Raw genomic sequence first — 18,764 nt, forward strand, 5'->3', positions numbered from 1 at the left:
TTAGAGGGCTATTTGTGTTAAGCGTTTCCATAAAAACTCCTTAAAGCAAGAAATCTAAAGCCGCGATTATAGCAAAATCAAAAAAAAAAAACGCCCGTGCCCATAGCTTGCAAAGGTGGATTCTACAACTCCCAATCCACCAAGCAAACCAAACAAGCAACACAACATCTAAAAGCCCATAAATAGACTATAATGCTCGCTAGAATCTAGCTCACTCAATCCATAACACCCCATACCACGAAAGGATACCATGCGCACCGCAGATACCCCCACCGCAATAGACAAAGCCACAAAGCATAGCTCCAGCTCCTCCTGCAACTCTACTCCTGCCCACAACTCCACGCCCGCCCGAGCTGCTTCCCACACAGCTGGGCAAGTCGTCTTTCTCACAGGTGCTAGCTCTGGCATAGGCAAATCCACTGCTATCATGCTGCATAATGCAGGGCTCAAGGTCTATGCTGCGGCACGGCGTGTAGAGTGCATGCAGGATTTGCGCGCGCTTGGGATAGTGGTTTTGTATCTTGACTTGCTTAAAAATGAGTCGATAGAGGCGTGTGTGCAAGAAGTGCTGCGCCAAGAGGGGCGGATTGATGTTTTTGTCAGCAATGCTGGGTATGGATTTTATGGAGCGATTGAAGATGTCCCGCTGGAATCAGCAAGAGCGCAGCTTGATGTCAATCTCTTTGGCTTCGCGCGGCTTGTGCAGCTCATCGCCCCTAGTATGCGCGCGCAAAATCATGGCAAAATCATCGCTATAAGCTCCATAGCTGGGCGCGTCTGGACGCCGTTTGGCGGCTGGTATCATGCTAGTAAATACGCGCTAGAGGGGCTATGCGATAGTCTGCGGCTGGAGCTAAAGCCCTTTGGGATTGATGTGATCCTCATCGAGCCAGGAGGTATTAAGACGGATTGGGGGGTCATCGCTGCTAGGCATTTGCGAGAGATTAGCAGTAATGGTGCGTATGCGAAATCCTGCGAGAAATATGCACGCGCCTTGCACCAAACCTATCAAGGCAGCTCCCTCTCATCTCCTGATACTATCGCGCGAACCATTATCACTGCGATTCACGCCAAACGCCCGAAAACTCGCTATCTCGTTGGGTTTATGGCGCGCCCCATGCTCTATGCTAGGCGTGTGCTTGGCGATAGGCTGTTTGATAGGCTTATCGCGTTTGCTTGGGGCAGGAGCTGGTAGGCGGCAAGGAGGTGAGATAAAGGTGGATCTGGCTTGCTGGCTGGCTTGGCTGTGTTTGCGCAAAATGCAGGCTAGAATCCACTCTGGCAGTATCTACTCTCCTAGAATCGTATCCCACAGCGGCAAAATCGCTTGCTTGCTAAATCGCTGTGCCACAATCTGTGCCGCAGTCCTGCCAAAGCTCGCGCGCTTAGTCTCATCGCCCATAAGCTCAAGCACCCTGTGAGCAAAGCCCTGCAAATCTCCGTTCTCTACGAGATACCCGCTGCTTCCATGCTCGATAATATCGCTAGGTCCTGTTTTGACATCAAACGCCACGGCGGGCAGTCCATAGCTAGCAGACTCCAGTAGCACCATAGGCAATGCCTCAAAATGGCTGCTCATCACAAACATGCTTGCTGCGAGATATTCACTCCCTATATCGCTTGTGAAAGGCTTGAGCTTGATTGTGTCCTGCAGACCAAGCTCGGTGATTTTGGATTCTAGCTCTTGCTGCATGCTGCCACTGCCGATGATTACCAGCTCCCAGCCCTGCGCACACTCATGCTGCTGCACCAGCGCCCAGATCTCCACCAATCGCAAAAACCCTTTCTGCCCTACTAGCCGCCCTACTGCGATGACACGGCGCTGGGTGAGATCTGCTTGGCGAGTGGGGAGTGTGGGGAGGAAATTTGGGATAATACTGATGTCATCGTGGATTTGCTGCCATGCTGAAAGCTCTTTGCCCGAAAGCAAGATGAGCTTATCAAAGCGTGCGAAATTTTTGACCTTGCGTGCGGAGAATCTAGGGGCGTTTAGGTGGCTAATCCTATAGTAAAGTGGGGTGGATTCTGGGGTGGATTTGGAGCGGGGCGGGAGATACCAGCCGTCATTTGCGATGACGATGTCAGGGGCGGTTTGCATGATAAATCTGTCGATTTTGCGGCTAATGAGTGTGCGGTGAAGCAGATTGACAAAAAGCTTGGCGAAAAGATTCTTGCTCCATGGATTTATGTGTGAAAATGCGCGAAGCTTGACCCTAGAGCAAAGCTCGTAGGGGGGGGGGCAGCATGGACTTGATAAAAGCTTGCAATTATGACTTCATAGCCACGATTGCTTAGGGCGTTAGCAAGATTGACACATACTCGCTCTGCGCCGCCTGTTACGGTGATGTCTTTTAGTGTGATGAGAATTTTTGTCATAAGTGCTCCTTGGTATTTATCGAGGGGCAATTATAGCTAAATATACGCAAGTCTCCCGCCATTATCGCGCAGCGCACCTTGCACACATGCCGCAGAATCTAGCTAAAATCCTGCGATAAGAGAGTGCGCTGGACTTAGAGCGTGATTTAGTAGATATTTAGGTATTTTTCTGCACAATGCACGGCTATGTGGCGTAAGGAGTGGCAGATGAAAATGCAAAGATATGTCAAAGTCTATGCGATAGTGTGCGTGGCTCTATGCTCTATCGCTCTAGCAGATGAGCCTAAAAAGCGCGGCTCTCACGCACAAATAGCCATACAATCCACAGGGCTATGGCACTTTAGCGCCAATGCTAGCACCTCTGGCTTGCATGAGGCGTTGTTCGCAAGCTATGACTACACGACGAGGCTTGGCTTGGGCTTTGGGCTTAGTGCCACAGGTGGCGGAAGCGTGGGGAGTCTTGATAACTATATGGTGCAAGGCATGCAAGATCTCACAAGCGTGCCACCGGTGGGGGATATTAACTTGCTTATAGATTTGGGGATTTATAGTGGGTATCACTTGATACGCCGCAGCTATGATAAGCCCTTGTATCTTGGCACCGGGCTAAAAATCCTAGAGTATGGCAATATCGTGGCAAATACAACCACCGCTCCTATTGTCGCAGTGTATATGCCTATCGAGCTACGCGGCGAGCTACGAGTCTCTCCAGCCCTAGAGCTAGAATATCTCCTAGCCTATGATATAGCACTTGAGCAATCCACTATGATTGCCACTAAGGCACTTCCTCTAAGCAGTAGCTATGGCTTGCGGCTGCATTTTGGAGGGAGATTGTATGCCTCGCCGAGGTTGTATTTCTTTGGGACATTTGTGGCGGAGTATTATGGGTTTGGGGCTTCGCCTGGCATTCTTGTGGGCAATCCTAATCAAACCGATACGCCCGGACTCAAGCCCGGCGCAGAAGCTGTGCTGTCTTATCCGCAGTCTAATCTGGGCTATGTCGGCGTGCGATTGGGTATAGGGTATTAGGAGGTAATGATGAGAACTATACTACAAGGTTTAATACTTGTGATTGCTTGCAGCGCGAGCTACGCAGAGGGGCTGATTTACAAAGGTGGATTCTACTCATCACTAGGATTTTACACAGGCTACTATCACTATGGCGAAATAGGCAGGGACTCTAGCCGTGTTATGCGTATGGATACGGCGATGTTTGGGCTTAGTGGGCAGCTTGGCAATATCACTAGCTTTGGGCTAAAGCTTGAGGGCACGGCTCGGTTTAACTACGCACTAGGGGTCTATACAGGGGGGATTTTAGACACAGACAATGATAGCAGAAATGGGCGCAAGCTCCAGCAGCCCACAGGCGCTATCGCTGGCGATGTGGAGCTAAAGGTGGGCTATGATTTCTTGCATTTTTTGCCTGCAAGCTCGCTCTTTTTCCAAAGTGGTGCGGGCTACCACGCAAATCGCACGGAAGTTATCCCTATGACAAGATTTCAAGGCTATTTCTATCTCCCCATAGAGCTTGAGGGGCATAGTCAAATCTCACAAAATCTAGCCATAAGCTATGGCGGAGGCTATCGCTACCTAATCTTTGGCAACCACTTCTCCGCAAGCACTCGCTATGGATTTACTGATGATTATAGTGTCTTGCAGCACGATGGCTTTGGTGCTTTGGCATATATCGGGGCAAACTTTTTGACAAAAGACGGGGGCATGCGATCTGTGCGGCTTGTGTATGAATACTGGAGCATAGAAGCAGCAGATGCTATGAGAACGACAAGTATCTACACAGGCAAGGAGACCGCTCTGTATGAGCCCAAAAACAGCACACATAGGGTGTTTTTGCAATATAGCTTTGGGTTTTAACACAAGGATTCTAGCATGCTAGAATCTAAGGGGTGTGGATTGAGGCGTGCCTATACTGCCGCAAGTGATATCACAAAAGATATTTTCACGCACGCGCTTTTTCTCCAGCGAATATCGATATTTACAAGATTGTGTGTGCAGAAGCTTGTTTGCGTATGATTGCGGATAGAATCTCTGTGGGGTTATAAGTATTGCATTGTAGGCAATGGGGAAGCGCGAGTGGAGCGTATGTAATTGGATTTGGAGGCTTTGTGAAATCGCGCGTTGTTAAAATGTAGTCTTTGCTGGATTCTGCTTAGATTCTATTTATGACTAGACTTTGAGTGATTATTTAGAATCTAAGATGTAGCATATTTAGTGTGGGATTATGGAATTTTTGCGTGCGGTTTTTTGGAGTGAAAATAAAAACATTATAATGCTATATGACACAAATAAGAGATTTTCTATTGCCCCTGTTGCTTTCACGCTTCCATTTTCTCCAAAATGTATTTTAAAAATTTTAAATTTTATTCTGTTTTTCCAAATAGCTTTCGATCGCTTGATGTGCATAATAACGCGAACATATACAAGTCATAATCATAGTAAAAACAACAATGCAGATATTATAACAAAAATATTTACTTGAATATGAGAAAAAACAAGACAGCAAAGATAATAAAATAGAGTTTCTAAAAAAGCCATAAGATACATTTTTCCAAAATAGTTTTGTATCATTTCTCGTAATTGCCAGTATATGATTTAGCAATTTGTCTTTGTGCTTGTTGCTAAGTTTATTATATAAAACGAAGTGTTTCTTGCTAAGATAATTAATAACAGGATTTTCAAATTTTTCCCAAATAAATTGTTCGACAAATTTAATCAATGAGGCAGAAGTAAAACCAAAAATACCAGATAAAATGATAATTAATGACATAAAAATAATACTATTATTTTCTAACAAAGAAATATCATAGCCAAGCAAAAAATATATTGCAATTACAAATAAAAATCCCGGTGCAAATCTTGCACAGAGATTGTAAGAGCCAAAAAGTTGCCTAAAATCATTCATACGATTCTACCTTATCATAAAATGGCAGTGGTTCTGCGGTTATCCAACCCTCTCTTTGTGGCACATTACCATTGCGGTGTCGTTTCGTGCTTCCTTGTGTAGCAATAACCTTGCATCCCCTGCGAATAAAAGCATTAATAACCACTCTTCTAGGGTGTCTGTCATCATCTTTCCCAGCCGAAACAAAGGCAACAATTGAGTTTTTCTTGTTAGTATTTTTATTGCCTATAAATTTATTTAAGATAGACGGGCTGACATTTCTTCTGCTTCCGTGATGTGGAATTTGGATAAAGCTTAAACTTTTAGAAATATTTATATTTTGACTTAAGGCATAGTTATGGGCATTTTGCAATGCTTCGTTTCCAGCATCTCCTGTTAAAAGTATCCCCCTCCCATCTAAATTAGCATAAAGAATAACACTGCTTTCATTCTCTTCACTTGTTTTGCCTTTTTCTTTGTTATATTCTTTTAAAGTTTCTATATTCATATTTTCTGCAACATTAATGCAAACTTCTCTCATTGATTCTAGAATACTTGTTTGTTTAGAATCTTCTATTGAAATTTCCTTCGTTTTATTAGAGTTTGGTATAAGATCGTATAAGTGCCAATCTTTGTTTGGAGATAAAACTTGAAAAACACCAATTTGACACCCTTCATAAGGTTCTTTTATCTCGATTTCTTTTTGCGTGGCAATTGTTTCTAATTTCCTAGCATATTGATAATATTTCTGTTCAAACCTTTCACGCATACTATCAGTTGTGGTTCTTTTATCCCTTTTAAAATTATTACTTGGATTATCAATAAACTTGATGATTTGATCAATATAACACCAAGGTCTATGTATCCATAACTCCTTTACTTTTAGATTCTCTAATATTTCAGTTAAACCTGATGCATGATCTTTATCGGGATGGGTATTGACAACATAATCCACGCAATCTGTCTTATAATATTTTTGGATATGCTTAACCAAAGCACCCCCAGATTCTTTTGTCCCCCCATCAATAATCATCACCTTTTGTTTGTTTCTACCCCAATCGCCCTGCCACCATCTCAATGCGATTGCATCTCCACTATTGTTTCCGTTGCCAACAGGTAAAAAATCTATTTCATAATTCACTTAATATGCCTTTATTCATAAATATTGTTTGTGATGTAGCATTATAGCACACTACTTTTCAACAATTTCTATCTCATCGTTTGTGAGATTGTAGAGTGTATAGACTAAAGAGTCATTTTGAGATTCTAACTTGCTTGTGTCAAGGGCGGAATCTTTTGCTTTAGATTCTAGGATTTTATCTACACATTTTACAATTTCATCACACAGGGGCTTATTAGATTCTGTGATTTTGGGGAGTTTTTCTATAAATTGTTTTATCCACCTTAAAGCACCGCTACCTAAACCTGAAGCGCTTTGCTTCATATAAAAAGTGAGCCTAGGGTCTAGCACCGCATATAGATATTTATCATTTCGTGGGATAAAATAGCAAATTTGTTAGACTTTTTACTCCAAAAAGCACTCTAGCTTTATTACCCCCATAAATGCTTAAGTGTGCAAAAACCTATCCCTATATTTGCTAAAAGATTCTAGCTCACTCTCACTTGGGCTATGAGCATTTGATAAGAAATCTTCTAGGGGGATAGGCGTGTAAGTCATTGTAGCTTCTCTTTTAAAAGCTCATTGACACGAGCGGGGTTTGCGCCTTTGCTTGCTTTCATCACCTGCCCTACAAAAAAGCCTAGAAGCTTATCCTTGCCGCTTTTAAATTCTGCGACTTTATCAGGGTTGGCACTTAGCACAGAATCTATGGCAGCTAGGATTGCGCCATCGTCATTGACTTGTGCTAATCCCATAGATTCTATGAGAGAATCCACATCGCCGCCGCGTTGCTCCACAAGCACATCTAGGATTTCTTTGCCACTTTTTCCGCTGATTTTGCTCTCATCTATGCGTTTAACTAGTGTGGCGAGTGTGGCAGAATCTATCCCGCAAGTTTGCAGGGTGTTTTCGCCCTTTAGCCGCCCTAGAAGCTCTGTTGTCAGCCAAGTGAGAGAGCCTTTGGCACTTGCACCAAGCTCTAGCATAGATTCAAAGTATTTTGTTAGCTCTAGGCTAGAAGTCAGCACACCTGCATCATAGGGCTTAATGCCAAAGTTCTTGACATATCTTTGTGCTTTTTCATCGGGCATTTCTGGGATTTGCTTGCCCTGTGTCATCAACTCTTCATCAATAAACACAGGCAGTAAATCTGGGTCTGGGAAGTAGCGATAATCTGCCGCTTCTTCCTTGCCACGCATTGAGCGAGTTACGCCTTTTGCGGTGTCAAAAAGGCGAGTTTCTTGCACGACTTGCTCTTCATATTTGCCATCTTCCCACGCTTCAATCTGCCGCTCCACTTCGTATTCTATGGCTTTTTGGATAAATTTAAAGGAGTTTAGATTTTTAATCTCTACTCTTGTATAAAGCCTAGAATCTCCACTAGGGCGGATAGAGACATTGGCATCACAGCGGAAGCTCCCTTCTTGCATATTGGCATCACTAATGCCTAAAAATCGCACGATGGAATGCAGTTTCTTAAGATAAGCAATGGCTTCATCACTACTTCGCATATCCGGCTCACTTACAATTTCTAAAAGCGGCGTGCAAGCGCGGTTTAAATCCACTTTTGAATACTCGCTTTCGTGGATATTTTTGCCCGCATCTTCTTCTAGGTGAGCGCGAGTAACGCCGATAGTCTTTTGCTCCCCATTTACTTCAATCTCAATCTCCCCACGCCCTATAATTGGGATCTCAAATTGGCTGATTTGATAGGCTTTGGGCAAATCGGGGTAGAAGTAGTTTTTACGCGCAAATATGGAGTTTTGGTTGATTGTGGCATTGATTGCTGTGCCAAAGCTAATCGCCTTTTTGACCGCTTCGCGATTTAGCACAGGCAATGCACCGGGCAGTCCCAAGCAAGTGGGGCAGACATTTTTGTTTGGCTCTTGCCCAAAGCTTGTGGCACAGGAGCAGAAAATCTTTGTGGCGGTGTTTAGCTGGACATGGACTTCAAGCCCGATAATTGTTTCGTAAGCTGACATCGATACTCCTTATTTTTTGCTCTGGTTTTTTGTCTTTGGGCTAGATTCTGGCGCAGTGATAATCCCAAAGCTAAGCTTCTCTATCTCACTATGGGCTTTGATGTAAGCATTAAGCGTGGCGAGATCGAGCGTGCGGATTTGATCAAGCTCCTTTTGGCTAAACCCTACCCCAAGCCCCACATAATAGTCGCTAAAAGCGCGTGTAAGCCGCTGTGAAAGCGTCTCGCTCCCTAGTGGCTCGCTCCCTAGGAGAAACTTTTTTGCCGCGTCAAGCTCGGCTTGTGTCGCGCCGTTTTTGACAAACCCTACAATCGTTTGCTTGACTACTGCTATGGCTTCATCTTGGGATTCTAGCTTGGTTTGGAGATAGCCGCTTGTGTAGGAAGTATATGTGCTTGGATAAAAGCGGATATACGCCCCATAGGCAAGCCCACGCTTCACGCGCACTTCTTCCAAGATCCTTGAGCCAAAGCCCCCAGATCCTAGGATAAATGCAGCCACCCTAGCCAGATAGCGCTCTTTGGCAAGATCGCCCACATACAATGGCGAGCCGAAGTAAATATATGCTTGCTGGGTAGGAGCATAGTCGCTTTTACTCTCTGGATTCTCGCGCACTTGAAATGTGGGCTTCTCATAGGGCTGCCCTTGCGGAAGATGGGAGAGCATAGAATCTAGCGCACGCGTGATCTCCTCTAGCTCCACATCGCCACCGATGATAATGATAAGCCGCTTAAGCTGGAGGGCATCAGCATAAGCTTGCTTGATATCCTTTAGGCTAAGGCGCTCGATGTCTTCCTTGCTCCCGAGCTTGCTTTGTGCTAGTGGCGTGCCAGCAAACAGCACAGAATCTAGCAGCTCTTCAGCACGATAATCATAGTCATTTTGGTTTGCGAGGATTCTAGCGATTATGGCAGTTTTAGCCTTTTTGAGCTCGGCGGCAGTGAAATTTGGGTCTTTGACAAGCTCGCCCAACAACACCAATGCAGAATCCCTCGCCTCACTTAAAAAATCCAAGCCAAAGCTAAGGGTCTGTAAGCCACTTGATACATCAAGCGAGATCGCCTCGCGCTCCAATGCCTCGGCAAAGCCAACATTCCCGCGCGATTTACTTCCGCGATTTAAGAGCTCTTCAAGTAATGCGGATCGACCGATAAGTGCGCCATCTTGCACATTACCAGCACCCTGGAATATCAAGCGAACTTTGCCAGCAGGGATAAGTGCGGATCGCTCATAAATGACAGGGATTTCCACGCCCGCAATTTTAGTAGAAATCAGTGTGGTTTCTTTTCCCATAAGCACTCCTATGACAAGAGATAGTAAGATGATTGAGATTGAGATTCTCGCACGCATCAAAACCGCTCCAAAATCTCATACGCTGTGTTGCGTTTAGCCGGTAGCTCGCCTATGTCTTTGATAAGGGCTATCATCTGCTCTTGGTTCATCGCATTGCGCGCCCCTGCGGCGGCTACAACATTTTCTTCCATCATCGTGCTACCTAGGTCATTTGCGCCAAAGAGCAGTGCTAGCTGCCCTATATGGCTGCCTTGCGTTACCCAGCTGCTTTGGATATTGGGGATATTATCTAGGTAGAGCCTAGAGCAAGCAAGCAGGCGCAAGTAGCGATTAGAGCTAGCCTTTTTCATATCGGGGAACTCCTGCTGCAAGGGTGTGTTATCTGGCTGAAAGCTCCATAAAATAAAGGCGCGAAATCCCCCTGTCTCATCTTGCAGATCGCGCACCCTGTGCCAATGCTCGATAATGTCATCATCATTATCCACACTGCCAAACATCATTGTCGCAGTAGATTTAATGCCTAGCTTATGGGCTTGTCTATGCACCTCTATCCACTCGCTAGAATCCAACTTTTTAGGCGCGATAATATCACGCACCCTATCGCTTAAAATCTCCGCGCCAGCCCCAGGTATTGAGCTTAGTCCAGCGGCTTTAAGGCGTGCTAGCACTTCTGGGATAGAGAGCTTAGAGACTTTGGCGATGTAGTTAATCTCAATGGCAGAAAAGCCGTGGATAGTGATTTGGGGATATTTCTGCGCGATATGAGAGACAAGCTCTTCATAATAATCAATTTTAAGCTTTGGATGCACGCCCCCTTGGAAGAGGATCTGCGTGCCACCGATGGCTAGAAGCTCTTCAATCTTTGTATCAATCTCTTCAAAGCTCAAAATATACTGCCCCTCTTCACCAAGCCTACGCTTAAAGGCGCAAAATTTGCAATCCACCCAGCAGATATTGGTGTAATTGATATTGCGATCGACGATAAATGTCGTGATTTTATTAGGGTGGAACACGGACTTGACTTGGCTTGCCATTTTGCCTAGCTCACGGAGACTGGCGTGCTGCATAAGATCTTTTATCTCGCTTTGACTATATCGCTTTACCATATTCTCTCCTTAGTATTATGTCGTTAGATTCTTAGCTTGCCAAACCCCCTATAACTCTCGCTCCTCGCTAGAATCTAGTCCCCATAGAAAATTCAAAGCTTGAAGTATAGTCGCCTGGCTTTTGATTGAAACGCTTAATGGGGAAAATCAGCACTAGCGGTCCCATGGGCGAGATCCACTCCACTGCCACGCCTACTGATGCGCGCCACTCTAGGGCGTGATTGCCCGTGCCGATGATCCCATAGTCTTTAAAATCCGCCACACCATTTGTTTGTTTGAAAGTCAAAAATCCATAATCCGCAAAGAGCGCCAAGCGCATTTTCGCCGCTTCTAAAATCCCATAACTTAGCTCAAGCGAGTTTGCAAACATGCCATCGCCGCCCACCCAGAGCCCATCGGCATTGCGCGGAGTGATAGAGCCAGCACGGAATCCGCGAATCGTCGTAACACCCCCCATGTAGAATGTCCCATTAAGCGGCAAAAAGTCCTCTCTATCAAAGCGAAAGAGATAGCCGCCTTGCGCCTTGTAGCGCGCGATTAAGTCAATCCCAAGAAGCGATCGCAGATGATAATAGAGCCCAAGCTTGGCATAGGCTTTGACATTGCGCACCGTGCCTCCAAGCCCAGCAAACTGCGCGTAGGCGGAGGCGATTATGCCGTTTTTGGGGAAGTAGTAGTCATCGGTATTGTCATAGTTGATAGTTGGTGTGATTGATGAAGTGATGGGCAAGTGGTTGTCTTTATCCCACAAGCCACGCCTAGTTACTTCTACCATACAATCATCTTTATCGCTAGGCTTGCAATCAGGGCGAGCAGGGTCTTTAATCTTATCGGTAAAAATCTGATCTTTTGATGAGTAAAATTGCTCATACAAATTGCTTGTAAAATCATAAGTCTTTACAATGTTAATGTCATAGCCCAAGCTTACACGTAAAGTGGGCGTGAGCAGGCGCCCAGCATTTAGACTAAATCCACCGCTTTGCTCGATGTAGATGTAGTTGATGTAGTAGTTCCCATAGATACTGCCAGAAGTGGAGAATTTGGAGTCAAAGATTCTGGGGTTTGTGAGCGAGATATTCCCGGAGAATTGGCGACCATTGTATTTGCGTGTCTGCCCGTAGTAGTTGAAGTTATAGCTCTGTCCTGTCCCCGTGGAGATATTAGCATAAATACTCCCGCTCTGCCCCGTGCCAAAGAGATTGCGCTCTGCCACAGAGCCATTGATCATAAGCCCACCATAGCTTCCATAGCCCAGTCCAAACTGCAGCTGCCCTGTGCGCCCCTCGGTTACACTTACAAGCAAGTCCATAGTATCTTCGCTTACGCGCTTTTCATCAATTTTGACATTGTCAAAAAAGCCTAAGCGTTGCAGAGCATTTTGGGATTCTGCAATTTTGGTTAAGCTGTATTCATCGCCCGGTGCTAGCAGAATCTCGCGGCGGATAATCCTATCGCCTGTGCGGGTGTTCCCAGAAATTAGCACATCTCCGATACGCACCTTACTCCCAGAATCTATGTGATAAAGCACAGTAACTTCGGCATTTGCCTCATCTTTATCCAAATCTGGGCGCACCTGGGCAAAGGCATAGCCTTTATCTGCGATGAGACGCTTTAGTGTTTGTGCATCTGCGCGCAAATCTTCAATATTAAATATCTCTTTTTTCTGCACTTTTAGGGCTTTTTGCAAGGTTTCTAGGGAGATGATGTCTGGGTTATTGAGATTTATCCGTATATCTTTTACGCGATATTGCACGCCTTCTTTAATCGTGTAGTAGAGCTGGGCAGAGAGATTGTTAAAATTCGCACTTAGAAAAGGTGCAGACACGCTTGCGTCCAAAAAACCATTTCGCATATAGACATCTTGGATTCTAAGACTATCATATTCAAGCTCTTGGAGCTTGAGCTTGCCGTCATTGAGCCCCCACATCCAGCCCATGAAATCGCGCTGCTTATTGGCGCTTAGGGATTCTAGCTTGGAGACACTAAGCTTCTCTCGCCCATCATAGTGGGCTTTACGGATAAGAATATTATCCCCGCGATTGACATTAAAGATGATTGCATACGCATCAGCATTGTCAGTTTTAGTAAGCTCTTCTTGCACGACTGATCCGTAGTAGCCTTGAAATTCAAGCATGTTTTTAAGCACTTCTTTGGCACGCTCGATTTTCTGCTCATCAAATGTCTCACCCTTTTTGATTCCCATTTGGGTTATGAGTGTTTGTTTCTCTTGATCGCTGCCATAGCCCTTGATCTCGACACTCGCCACGCGCGGCTTCTCGGTGAAATAAAACACCAATACCCCATTATCAAAACCCACCACAATGTCTTTAAAATAGCCTTGATTATAAAATGCGCGCACTGCAGAATCTACCGCACTAGATTCTAGCTCATCGCCGGGCTTTATCTGGGAAATCTCACTAGCAAGCATGGGGGAGAGAGACTGCAAGCCTTCATATTCAATCGATGTGATTTTCGCACATAGCGCACCTGTCGCTACACTCGCAGTAACAATAGCACAAGCACACAGGCGTTTTATGAACTGGTATAACAAAAGCTTCCCTTGCAAAAAGTTCTCTTGAGAGTAAATAAGCGCGCATTATAGCCAAATAAAGGTAGCATTGGCTTAAATGGCAATTCTAGCATGGAGACACGACATGCGCCAGATACACACAGGGCTGTTTGATTTGGGATACCAAATCCTTGCAGAATCTGCAAGCATGGATTCTAGCGGTTTGTAATAATCTCTGGGGAAAGGTCATGTAGCTCCAAGCGCTTACGCGCAAAATCCTCATATACACCCTTACCGAGATTGGCATACGGATCGATACTAAGTCCGCCTCGTGGGAGAAATTTTCCCCACACTTCGATGTAGTGCGGCGCTAGGAGCTTATTGAGATCTTTTAGAATCACATTTACACAATCCTCATGAAATGCGCCGTGATTGCGGAAGCTAAACAAATAGAGCTTGAGCGATTTAGATTCTACGATACGAGAATCTGGGATATAGCTGATGTAGAGCGTAGCAAAATCTGGCTGACCTGTGATAGGACAGAGCGAAGTGAATTCTGGGCAATTGAATTTCACAAAATACGCCATATCTGGGTGGGGGTTTGGGATAGCCTCCAGCACCTGTGGCGCATAGGTATGCTCATAGGTCGTGGGCGCACCAAGAGCATGGAGAGTGCTGTGATTAGAGCTGGAGCTGGATTCTGGGGAGTCTTTGAGGTCTGCTAGCATGCAATATCCTTATAAGTTTGGCTAGATTCTAGGGTAAATTCTTGTAAATTGGCACGCAGATTCTCGCTTCTTACGATTTAGCGCTATCAATGTCTGCCCACTTTTGCGCGATACGCACGGCATTTGTCGCCGCACCCACACGGATTTGATCCGCCACACACCAAAGATGGAGAATCTTATCATCAAAATTATCTTGACGGATTCTGCCCACATAGGTGTGATTAGTATCAGTGGCGATTGAGGGCATAGGGTAGGATTTTTCCTTTGGCTCATCAAGAAGCACAATATTTGGCGCAGATTCTAGCACTTCTCGTGCTGCGCTCGCGCTCACACTGCTTTCAAATGCAATTGTGATAGACTCGCTATGGCTGCGAAGCACAGGCACACGCACACAAGTAGCACTAATAGGAAAGCTGGCGTGCATGATTTTGTGTGTTTCATTGATCATTTTCATTTCTTCCTTGGTGTAGTCATTATCAAGGAATACATCAATATGCGGGATAACATTAAGCGCCAGGCGGTGGGCAAACACCTCTGGCTCGCAAGATTCTAGCTCAAATGCAAAAAACTTCTGCATCTGCATGATAAGCTCTTCCATACCACGCTTGCCTGCACCACTTGCGGCTTGATAGGTGCTCACATCTACACGCCTAATCCCAAAAGCTTTATGCAGTGGTGCTAGAACTTGCACCATTTGGATAGTCGAGCAATTTGGGTTGGCGATAATATTGCGCTTAGCGTGCATAATATCAGCGGGATTGACCTCGGGGACGACAAGAGGGACACCCTCTTGCATGCGAAAAAAGCTTGTATTATCAATAACAATCGCGCCAGAATCCGCCGCAACCTGCGCGAATCGCTCGCTCACACTCCCACCTGCAGAGAAAAATACAATATCAATATCATGCTCTTTGAAAACCTCATCGCTTGTAACAAGCACGGGCACTTCCTCCCCTCCTATCTCCACGCATTTGCCAAGACTATTTGCACTTGCTAGGGGCAAAATGCTTTTTACCGGGAAGCGCTCCTCCTCGAGAATTTTGATAATCTCCTCGCCCACTGCGCCTGTGGCACCGACAATTGCGATATTGTATTGCTTCATAGATTCTCCTTATCTTAGGTTTTGGAGTAGATTCTTAGGCGTGTTGTATTTGATACGCAGGCTAGTTACGCTCTTTGTAATCTGTATAGGAAAACGACTTTAACAGCGTGAATGTGCCATTTTCGATGACCCCCAGGCTAGGGAGTGGCACGCCATTGAAAGTAGTGTTTTTCACAATTGTGTAATGCAGCATATCTTCGAATATAATCCTATCACCCACGCACAATGGGCTATCAAAGCTAAAATCCCCGATAATATCCCCTGATAGGCAAGTCGGTCCGCCGAAGCGATAGCGATATGCGCCTACCTTTTTATTTTTATCCCTTTCATGCCATTCGCCTTTATCTGGCTCAATTTCCCCGCTTGCTTTGCTGATTTTAGCGAGACTTGGGCGATATGGCATTTCTAAGCAATCTGGCATATGTGCGCTCGCGCTTGTGTCTAGGATTGCGATTTGTCCATCATTTTCCACGATGTCAATTACTTCTGCGAGCAAAAATCCACACTGCCAGCCAACCGCCTCTCCTGGCTCAAGAAAAAGCTCGATAGCATCAGCAGTAGAGGCATTGGCGCAATGTGTAGCGCGAAACTCTTTTAGCAACGAGATAAGATGATCTACATCATAATCCGCGCGCGTAATATGATGTCCGCCGCCAAAATTTATCCACTGCATTTGTGGAATATAGGCGCCAAAATGCTTTTGTATATGTGTCAGTGTGCGCTCCAATGCGTAAGAATCTTGCTCGCAATGTGTATGAAAATGCAAGCCACTAATACCGCTAAGACCATGAGATTCTACACCTTTTTGAAATTGATCAGGCGTAATGCCAAGCCGACTTTTGGGAGCACATGGGTTATAAATGGCTGGGGTAACTTCACTATACAGCGGATTGACACGCAAGCCCATGGAAATAGGGCTAAGTCCTAGCGCCTTAAGCTGCTTGTTTTTCTCCTCGATTGTGGGCTTGTGGGCTTGAAACTGCGCAAAAGAGTTAAAAATAATATGCGTGGCAATTGGCAAAAGCGCAGTGATCTCCTCAGGCTTAAAAGCTGGAGAAAATACACATACATCTTTGGCACTCTCGCGCCCACCGATCTCCTCAAAACCAAGCCGCGCCTCATAGATACCACTTGCTGCACTGCCACTTAAGATTTGCCTGACATTCTGGAATCTACGCCAAAACGCATAGCCCTTAAGCGCTAGCAAAATTTTCGCACCACTCTCTTGCTGCACACGATTTAAAATAGCCAAATTAGAATCTAGCTTGTGAGACTCCAGGATATAGCAAGGAGAAGGGAGCGAGAAGTAATCGATAGCACGCATGCTTGGAGAATCTATTTCAGCATGAAGTTTTTAATCACGCGTTCGACATCAAGCGGATTAGACTTGGAGATAAAATCGTTGGCTTTAAGAGACATTGCCATTTCTTCATTACTGCTCCCACTCATCGAAGAATTCACGACAATTGGGATATGCGCGGTGGCTGCATGATTTTTAACCTGCTTAATGACCTCAAAGCCACTGGCTTCAGGCATTTCTAAGTCAGTAATAATAAGCCCTATACGGCTAACATCTGTCGTGGGGGCAAAGAGATGATCAAGTAGCTTCTTACCATTGAGAAAATCATGATGCACCACACCAATACGATCAAGGATAATGCGCATAGTCTTTAGCACGCTTGGGCTATCATCAGCTAGCAAAACTTCTTTGTTTGTGTGGATACGCGAAACTTTTTGAAGATCCTCCTCTTTCTCTTTCTCGATCCATGGGAAAACATCTACAAGCATTTTTTCAATATCTACCACCTGCACCAAGCGCCCATCAAAATATCTCGTGCGGCTCACAAGCTTGCTTGTTGGGTTTCCGCCCACAGCGCCAGTGCTCTGCTCGATTTCTGTCCATTTTTTACTTAGAATCCTATCAGCTTCATAAACACGCACACCAATAGTCCAGCGAGAAAACTCACAAATCATCACAATATCGTCTTCGCCATCTTGCTGGATTTTGTAGGGGCGAAGATCTTTTGTTTTATTGTTACTATCGTAGTAGAACCATTTGCGCATGTCAATCAGTGGAATGGTAAGCTCGCGAATAGTGATAAGCCCCTCGACAAGAGAACTCGGCTCATGGCTCACAATCGTAACTACGCCACGATACTTCACGACTTCACGGATTTTAAACACATTTACAGCATAAAGATCGCGCCCTTTCTCCAGACGGAAGCACAGAAGTTGAAGTTCGTTATTTTTATGGAGATTGGTAACTTGATCGACTTGAGATAAATTTGACATGCGCCACCCTCTAAACTATTGATTGAGTTTGGCAAATCATAGCATAAAAGCCCTTGATTAGGTTTAAAATTGCTTTAAAAAGGCTTTAAGATTCTTGGCTGCTTGGCGGATCCGCTTCTCGTTTTCTATGAGGGCGATACGCACATAGCCCTCGCCTTTCTCGCCAAAACCCACGCCCGGACTCACGGCAATTTTAGCCTCCTGCAAAAGCCGCTTGGAAAATTCCATACTTCCCAAATGCGCGCACTGCCTGGGTAGCGATGCCCAAATAAACATACTCGCACGACTTTTTTGCAACTCCCAGCCAGCCTCGCCAAAAGCTTGGGCTAGCACTTCCATACGCTTTTCATAAGTGCGTGCAATATCCTGCACACACTGCTGTGGTCCATTAAGCGCGATTGTAGAGGCTACTTGCATGGGTGTATAGATCCCATAATCTAGCCAGCTTTTAATTTTCTGCAGCGCATCAATCATCTTCGTATTCCCCACGACAAACCCCACACGCCAACCCGCCATATTGTAGCTTTTGCTAAGTGTGTAGGTTTCTACCGCCACATCTAGTGCGCCTTCGACTTCCATGATAGAGGGCGCTTGATACCCATCAAAACTCAAATCTGCATAGGCAATATCGCTAATAATATAAAACCGCTCTTTCTTTGCCATTGCTACTAGTCGCTCATAGAAATCTTTATACACAACCACAGCCGTAGGATTATGCGGAAAATTTACCACGACGAATTTTGGTTTGGGAAAAGATTCTCGCAAGGCATTTTCAAGCTGGGCAAAAAAGCTCTCTACACAAAGCTCGCTTTTCTCATTCCACTCAAGACCAAAGCGCACAACATTTGCTCCACTTAGCACGAACGCATAGTAGTGGATAGGATAGGCTGGATCTGGGATAACCGCGCTATCGCCCGGGCTTGTGATTGCCTGCACGAGATGAACATACCCCTCCTTGCTCCCCATAGTTACGCAAGCTTGAGTATTTGGATCAAGAGTGATCCCGTATTTACGCGCATACCAATCACAAATCGCCACGCGTAGTTTGTAGATTCCTTTACTCACTGAATAGCCATGATTTTTTGGCTTTCTGGCACTCTCACAGAGCTTGTCGATAATATGTTCAGGCGTGGGACCATCGGGATTGCCCATGGAGAAATCAATCGCATCTTCGCCATTTTGGCGCATAGAGAGCTTAATCTCATTGATCGCAGCAAACACATATTTTGGCAAGCGCTTAATTTTGTCAAAGCTTATCTCATCAAACATAATCCACTCCTTTATATCCCATATCTCCGTGTTTCCCCCATGCTTTCATGCCATATAGGCTATGCAGTCCTACCCGACTAGCATGCAC

General features: G+C 45.3%; 17 protein-coding genes. 3 read left to right on the forward strand and 14 right to left on the reverse strand.

Annotated elements, in window-relative coordinates; translation table 11 throughout:
- Window positions 1–250 precede the first annotated feature (250 nt).
- Window positions 251–1,195, forward strand: a complete 945-nt coding sequence (locus Q0171_RS07815) for an oxidoreductase (protein ID WP_299328639.1) — start codon at window positions 251–253, stop codon at window positions 1,193–1,195.
- Between the two features lie 93 nt (window positions 1,196–1,288).
- On the opposite strand, the gene Q0171_RS07820 is transcribed toward Q0171_RS07815, so the two are convergent.
- Window positions 1,289–2,098: a glycosyltransferase gene (locus Q0171_RS07820; RefSeq protein WP_299328642.1), complete on the reverse strand. Its 810-nt coding sequence runs from the start codon at window positions 2,096–2,098 to the stop codon at window positions 1,289–1,291.
- A gap of 86 nt (window positions 2,099–2,184) precedes the next feature.
- The gene (locus tag Q0171_RS07825) at window positions 2,185–2,376 is read right to left on the reverse strand and encodes a hypothetical protein (RefSeq protein WP_299328645.1); all 192 of its coding nucleotides are present in this window, start codon (window positions 2,374–2,376) and stop codon (window positions 2,185–2,187) included.
- A gap of 207 nt (window positions 2,377–2,583) precedes the next feature.
- Between Q0171_RS07825 and Q0171_RS07830 the strand changes: the two genes are divergently transcribed.
- Together Q0171_RS07830 and Q0171_RS07835 are read left to right on the forward strand one after the other, a co-directional pair.
- Window positions 2,584–3,405: a hypothetical protein gene (locus tag Q0171_RS07830; RefSeq protein ID WP_299328648.1), complete on the forward strand. Its 822-nt coding sequence runs from the start codon at window positions 2,584–2,586 to the stop codon at window positions 3,403–3,405.
- A 9-nt stretch (window positions 3,406–3,414) separates the two neighbouring features.
- Window positions 3,415–4,248 (forward strand): hypothetical protein, encoded by an 834-nt coding sequence (locus Q0171_RS07835; RefSeq protein ID WP_299328650.1) that lies wholly within the window; start codon window positions 3,415–3,417, stop codon window positions 4,246–4,248.
- 499 nt (window positions 4,249–4,747) lie between these two features.
- On the opposite strand, the gene Q0171_RS07840 is transcribed toward Q0171_RS07835, so the two are convergent.
- The 12 genes from Q0171_RS07840 to Q0171_RS07895 all read right to left on the reverse strand — a co-directional run bounded on the left by Q0171_RS07840 (window position 4,748) and on the right by Q0171_RS07895 (window position 18,676).
- Window positions 4,748–5,296 carry a hypothetical protein gene (locus Q0171_RS07840; protein WP_299328653.1) on the reverse strand — a complete coding sequence of 183 codons (549 nt, stop codon included), beginning with the start codon at window positions 5,294–5,296 and terminating at the stop codon, window positions 4,748–4,750.
- Window positions 5,289–6,416 carry an MBL fold metallo-hydrolase gene (locus Q0171_RS07845; RefSeq protein WP_299328656.1) on the reverse strand — a complete coding sequence of 376 codons (1,128 nt, stop codon included), beginning with the start codon at window positions 6,414–6,416 and terminating at the stop codon, window positions 5,289–5,291. Before Q0171_RS07845 ends, Q0171_RS07840 begins: the two co-directional genes overlap by 8 nt.
- A gap of 51 nt (window positions 6,417–6,467) precedes the next feature.
- Complete coding sequence (locus Q0171_RS07850; RefSeq protein WP_299328659.1) at window positions 6,468–6,719, reverse strand: class I SAM-dependent DNA methyltransferase; 252 nt, start codon at window positions 6,717–6,719, stop codon at window positions 6,468–6,470.
- A gap of 230 nt (window positions 6,720–6,949) precedes the next feature.
- On the reverse strand, window positions 6,950–8,377 hold the full coding sequence (gene gatB / locus Q0171_RS07855) for an Asp-tRNA(Asn)/Glu-tRNA(Gln) amidotransferase subunit GatB (protein WP_299328662.1): 1,428 nt from the start codon (window positions 8,375–8,377) through the stop codon (window positions 6,950–6,952).
- 9 nt (window positions 8,378–8,386) lie between these two features.
- On the reverse strand, window positions 8,387–9,670 hold the full coding sequence (locus tag Q0171_RS07860) for a pitrilysin family protein (protein ID WP_299328665.1): 1,284 nt from the start codon (window positions 9,668–9,670) through the stop codon (window positions 8,387–8,389).
- A 56-nt stretch (window positions 9,671–9,726) separates the two neighbouring features.
- Complete coding sequence (locus tag Q0171_RS07865) at window positions 9,727–10,776, reverse strand: dehypoxanthine futalosine cyclase (RefSeq protein ID WP_299328667.1); 1,050 nt, start codon at window positions 10,774–10,776, stop codon at window positions 9,727–9,729.
- A 67-nt stretch (window positions 10,777–10,843) separates the two neighbouring features.
- Window positions 10,844–13,288, reverse strand: a complete 2,445-nt coding sequence (gene bamA / locus Q0171_RS07870) for an outer membrane protein assembly factor BamA (RefSeq protein WP_299328724.1) — start codon at window positions 13,286–13,288, stop codon at window positions 10,844–10,846.
- A gap of 212 nt (window positions 13,289–13,500) precedes the next feature.
- Complete coding sequence (queF, locus tag Q0171_RS07875; protein ID WP_299328670.1) at window positions 13,501–14,013, reverse strand: preQ(1) synthase; 513 nt, start codon at window positions 14,011–14,013, stop codon at window positions 13,501–13,503.
- Between the two features lie 70 nt (window positions 14,014–14,083).
- On the reverse strand, window positions 14,084–15,115 hold the full coding sequence (locus Q0171_RS07880; protein ID WP_299328673.1) for an aspartate-semialdehyde dehydrogenase: 1,032 nt from the start codon (window positions 15,113–15,115) through the stop codon (window positions 14,084–14,086).
- A 61-nt stretch (window positions 15,116–15,176) separates the two neighbouring features.
- On the reverse strand, window positions 15,177–16,439 hold the full coding sequence (nspC, locus tag Q0171_RS07885) for a carboxynorspermidine decarboxylase (RefSeq protein WP_299328676.1): 1,263 nt from the start codon (window positions 16,437–16,439) through the stop codon (window positions 15,177–15,179).
- Window positions 16,440–16,450: 11 nt separating this feature from the next.
- Window positions 16,451–17,407, reverse strand: a complete 957-nt coding sequence (locus tag Q0171_RS07890) for a chemotaxis protein (RefSeq protein WP_299328679.1) — start codon at window positions 17,405–17,407, stop codon at window positions 16,451–16,453.
- Window positions 17,408–17,470: 63 nt separating this feature from the next.
- Window positions 17,471–18,676 (reverse strand): LL-diaminopimelate aminotransferase, encoded by a 1,206-nt coding sequence (locus tag Q0171_RS07895; RefSeq protein WP_299328682.1) that lies wholly within the window; start codon window positions 18,674–18,676, stop codon window positions 17,471–17,473.
- Window positions 18,677–18,764: the final 88 nt, after the last annotated feature.

This window comes from uncultured Helicobacter sp., assembly GCF_937906905.1.
Lineage (GTDB): Bacteria > Campylobacterota > Campylobacteria > Campylobacterales > Helicobacteraceae > Helicobacter_B.

Bases quoted from the DNA above. Each gene is read 5' to 3' on its own strand.
- Q0171_RS07860 (WP_299328665.1), bottom strand. From the start codon at position 9,670: ATGGGAAAAGAAACCACACTGATTTCTACTAAAATTGCGGGCGTGGAA.
- Q0171_RS07895 (WP_299328682.1), bottom strand. From the start codon at position 18,676: ATGTTTGATGAGATAAGCTTTGACAAAATTAAGCGCTTGCCAAAATAT.
- Q0171_RS07830 (WP_299328648.1), top strand. From the start codon at position 2,584: ATGAAAATGCAAAGATATGTCAAAGTCTATGCGATAGTGTGCGTGGCT.
- gatB (WP_299328662.1), bottom strand. From the start codon at position 8,377: ATGTCAGCTTACGAAACAATTATCGGGCTTGAAGTCCATGTCCAGCTA.
- nspC (WP_299328676.1), bottom strand. From the start codon at position 16,439: ATGCGTGCTATCGATTACTTCTCGCTCCCTTCTCCTTGCTATATCCTG.
- Q0171_RS07840 (WP_299328653.1), bottom strand. From the start codon at position 5,296: ATGAATGATTTTAGGCAACTTTTTGGCTCTTACAATCTCTGTGCAAGA.
- queF (WP_299328670.1), bottom strand. From the start codon at position 14,013: ATGCTAGCAGACCTCAAAGACTCCCCAGAATCCAGCTCCAGCTCTAAT.
- Q0171_RS07850 (WP_299328659.1), bottom strand. From the start codon at position 6,719: ATGAAGCAAAGCGCTTCAGGTTTAGGTAGCGGTGCTTTAAGGTGGATA.
- Q0171_RS07825 (WP_299328645.1), bottom strand. From the start codon at position 2,376: ATGACAAAAATTCTCATCACACTAAAAGACATCACCGTAACAGGCGGC.
- Q0171_RS07815 (WP_299328639.1), top strand. From the start codon at position 251: ATGCGCACCGCAGATACCCCCACCGCAATAGACAAAGCCACAAAGCAT.
- Q0171_RS07890 (WP_299328679.1), bottom strand. From the start codon at position 17,407: ATGTCAAATTTATCTCAAGTCGATCAAGTTACCAATCTCCATAAAAAT.
- Q0171_RS07865 (WP_299328667.1), bottom strand. From the start codon at position 10,776: ATGGTAAAGCGATATAGTCAAAGCGAGATAAAAGATCTTATGCAGCAC.
- Q0171_RS07880 (WP_299328673.1), bottom strand. From the start codon at position 15,115: ATGAAGCAATACAATATCGCAATTGTCGGTGCCACAGGCGCAGTGGGC.
- Q0171_RS07820 (WP_299328642.1), bottom strand. From the start codon at position 2,098: ATGCAAACCGCCCCTGACATCGTCATCGCAAATGACGGCTGGTATCTC.
- Q0171_RS07835 (WP_299328650.1), top strand. From the start codon at position 3,415: ATGAGAACTATACTACAAGGTTTAATACTTGTGATTGCTTGCAGCGCG.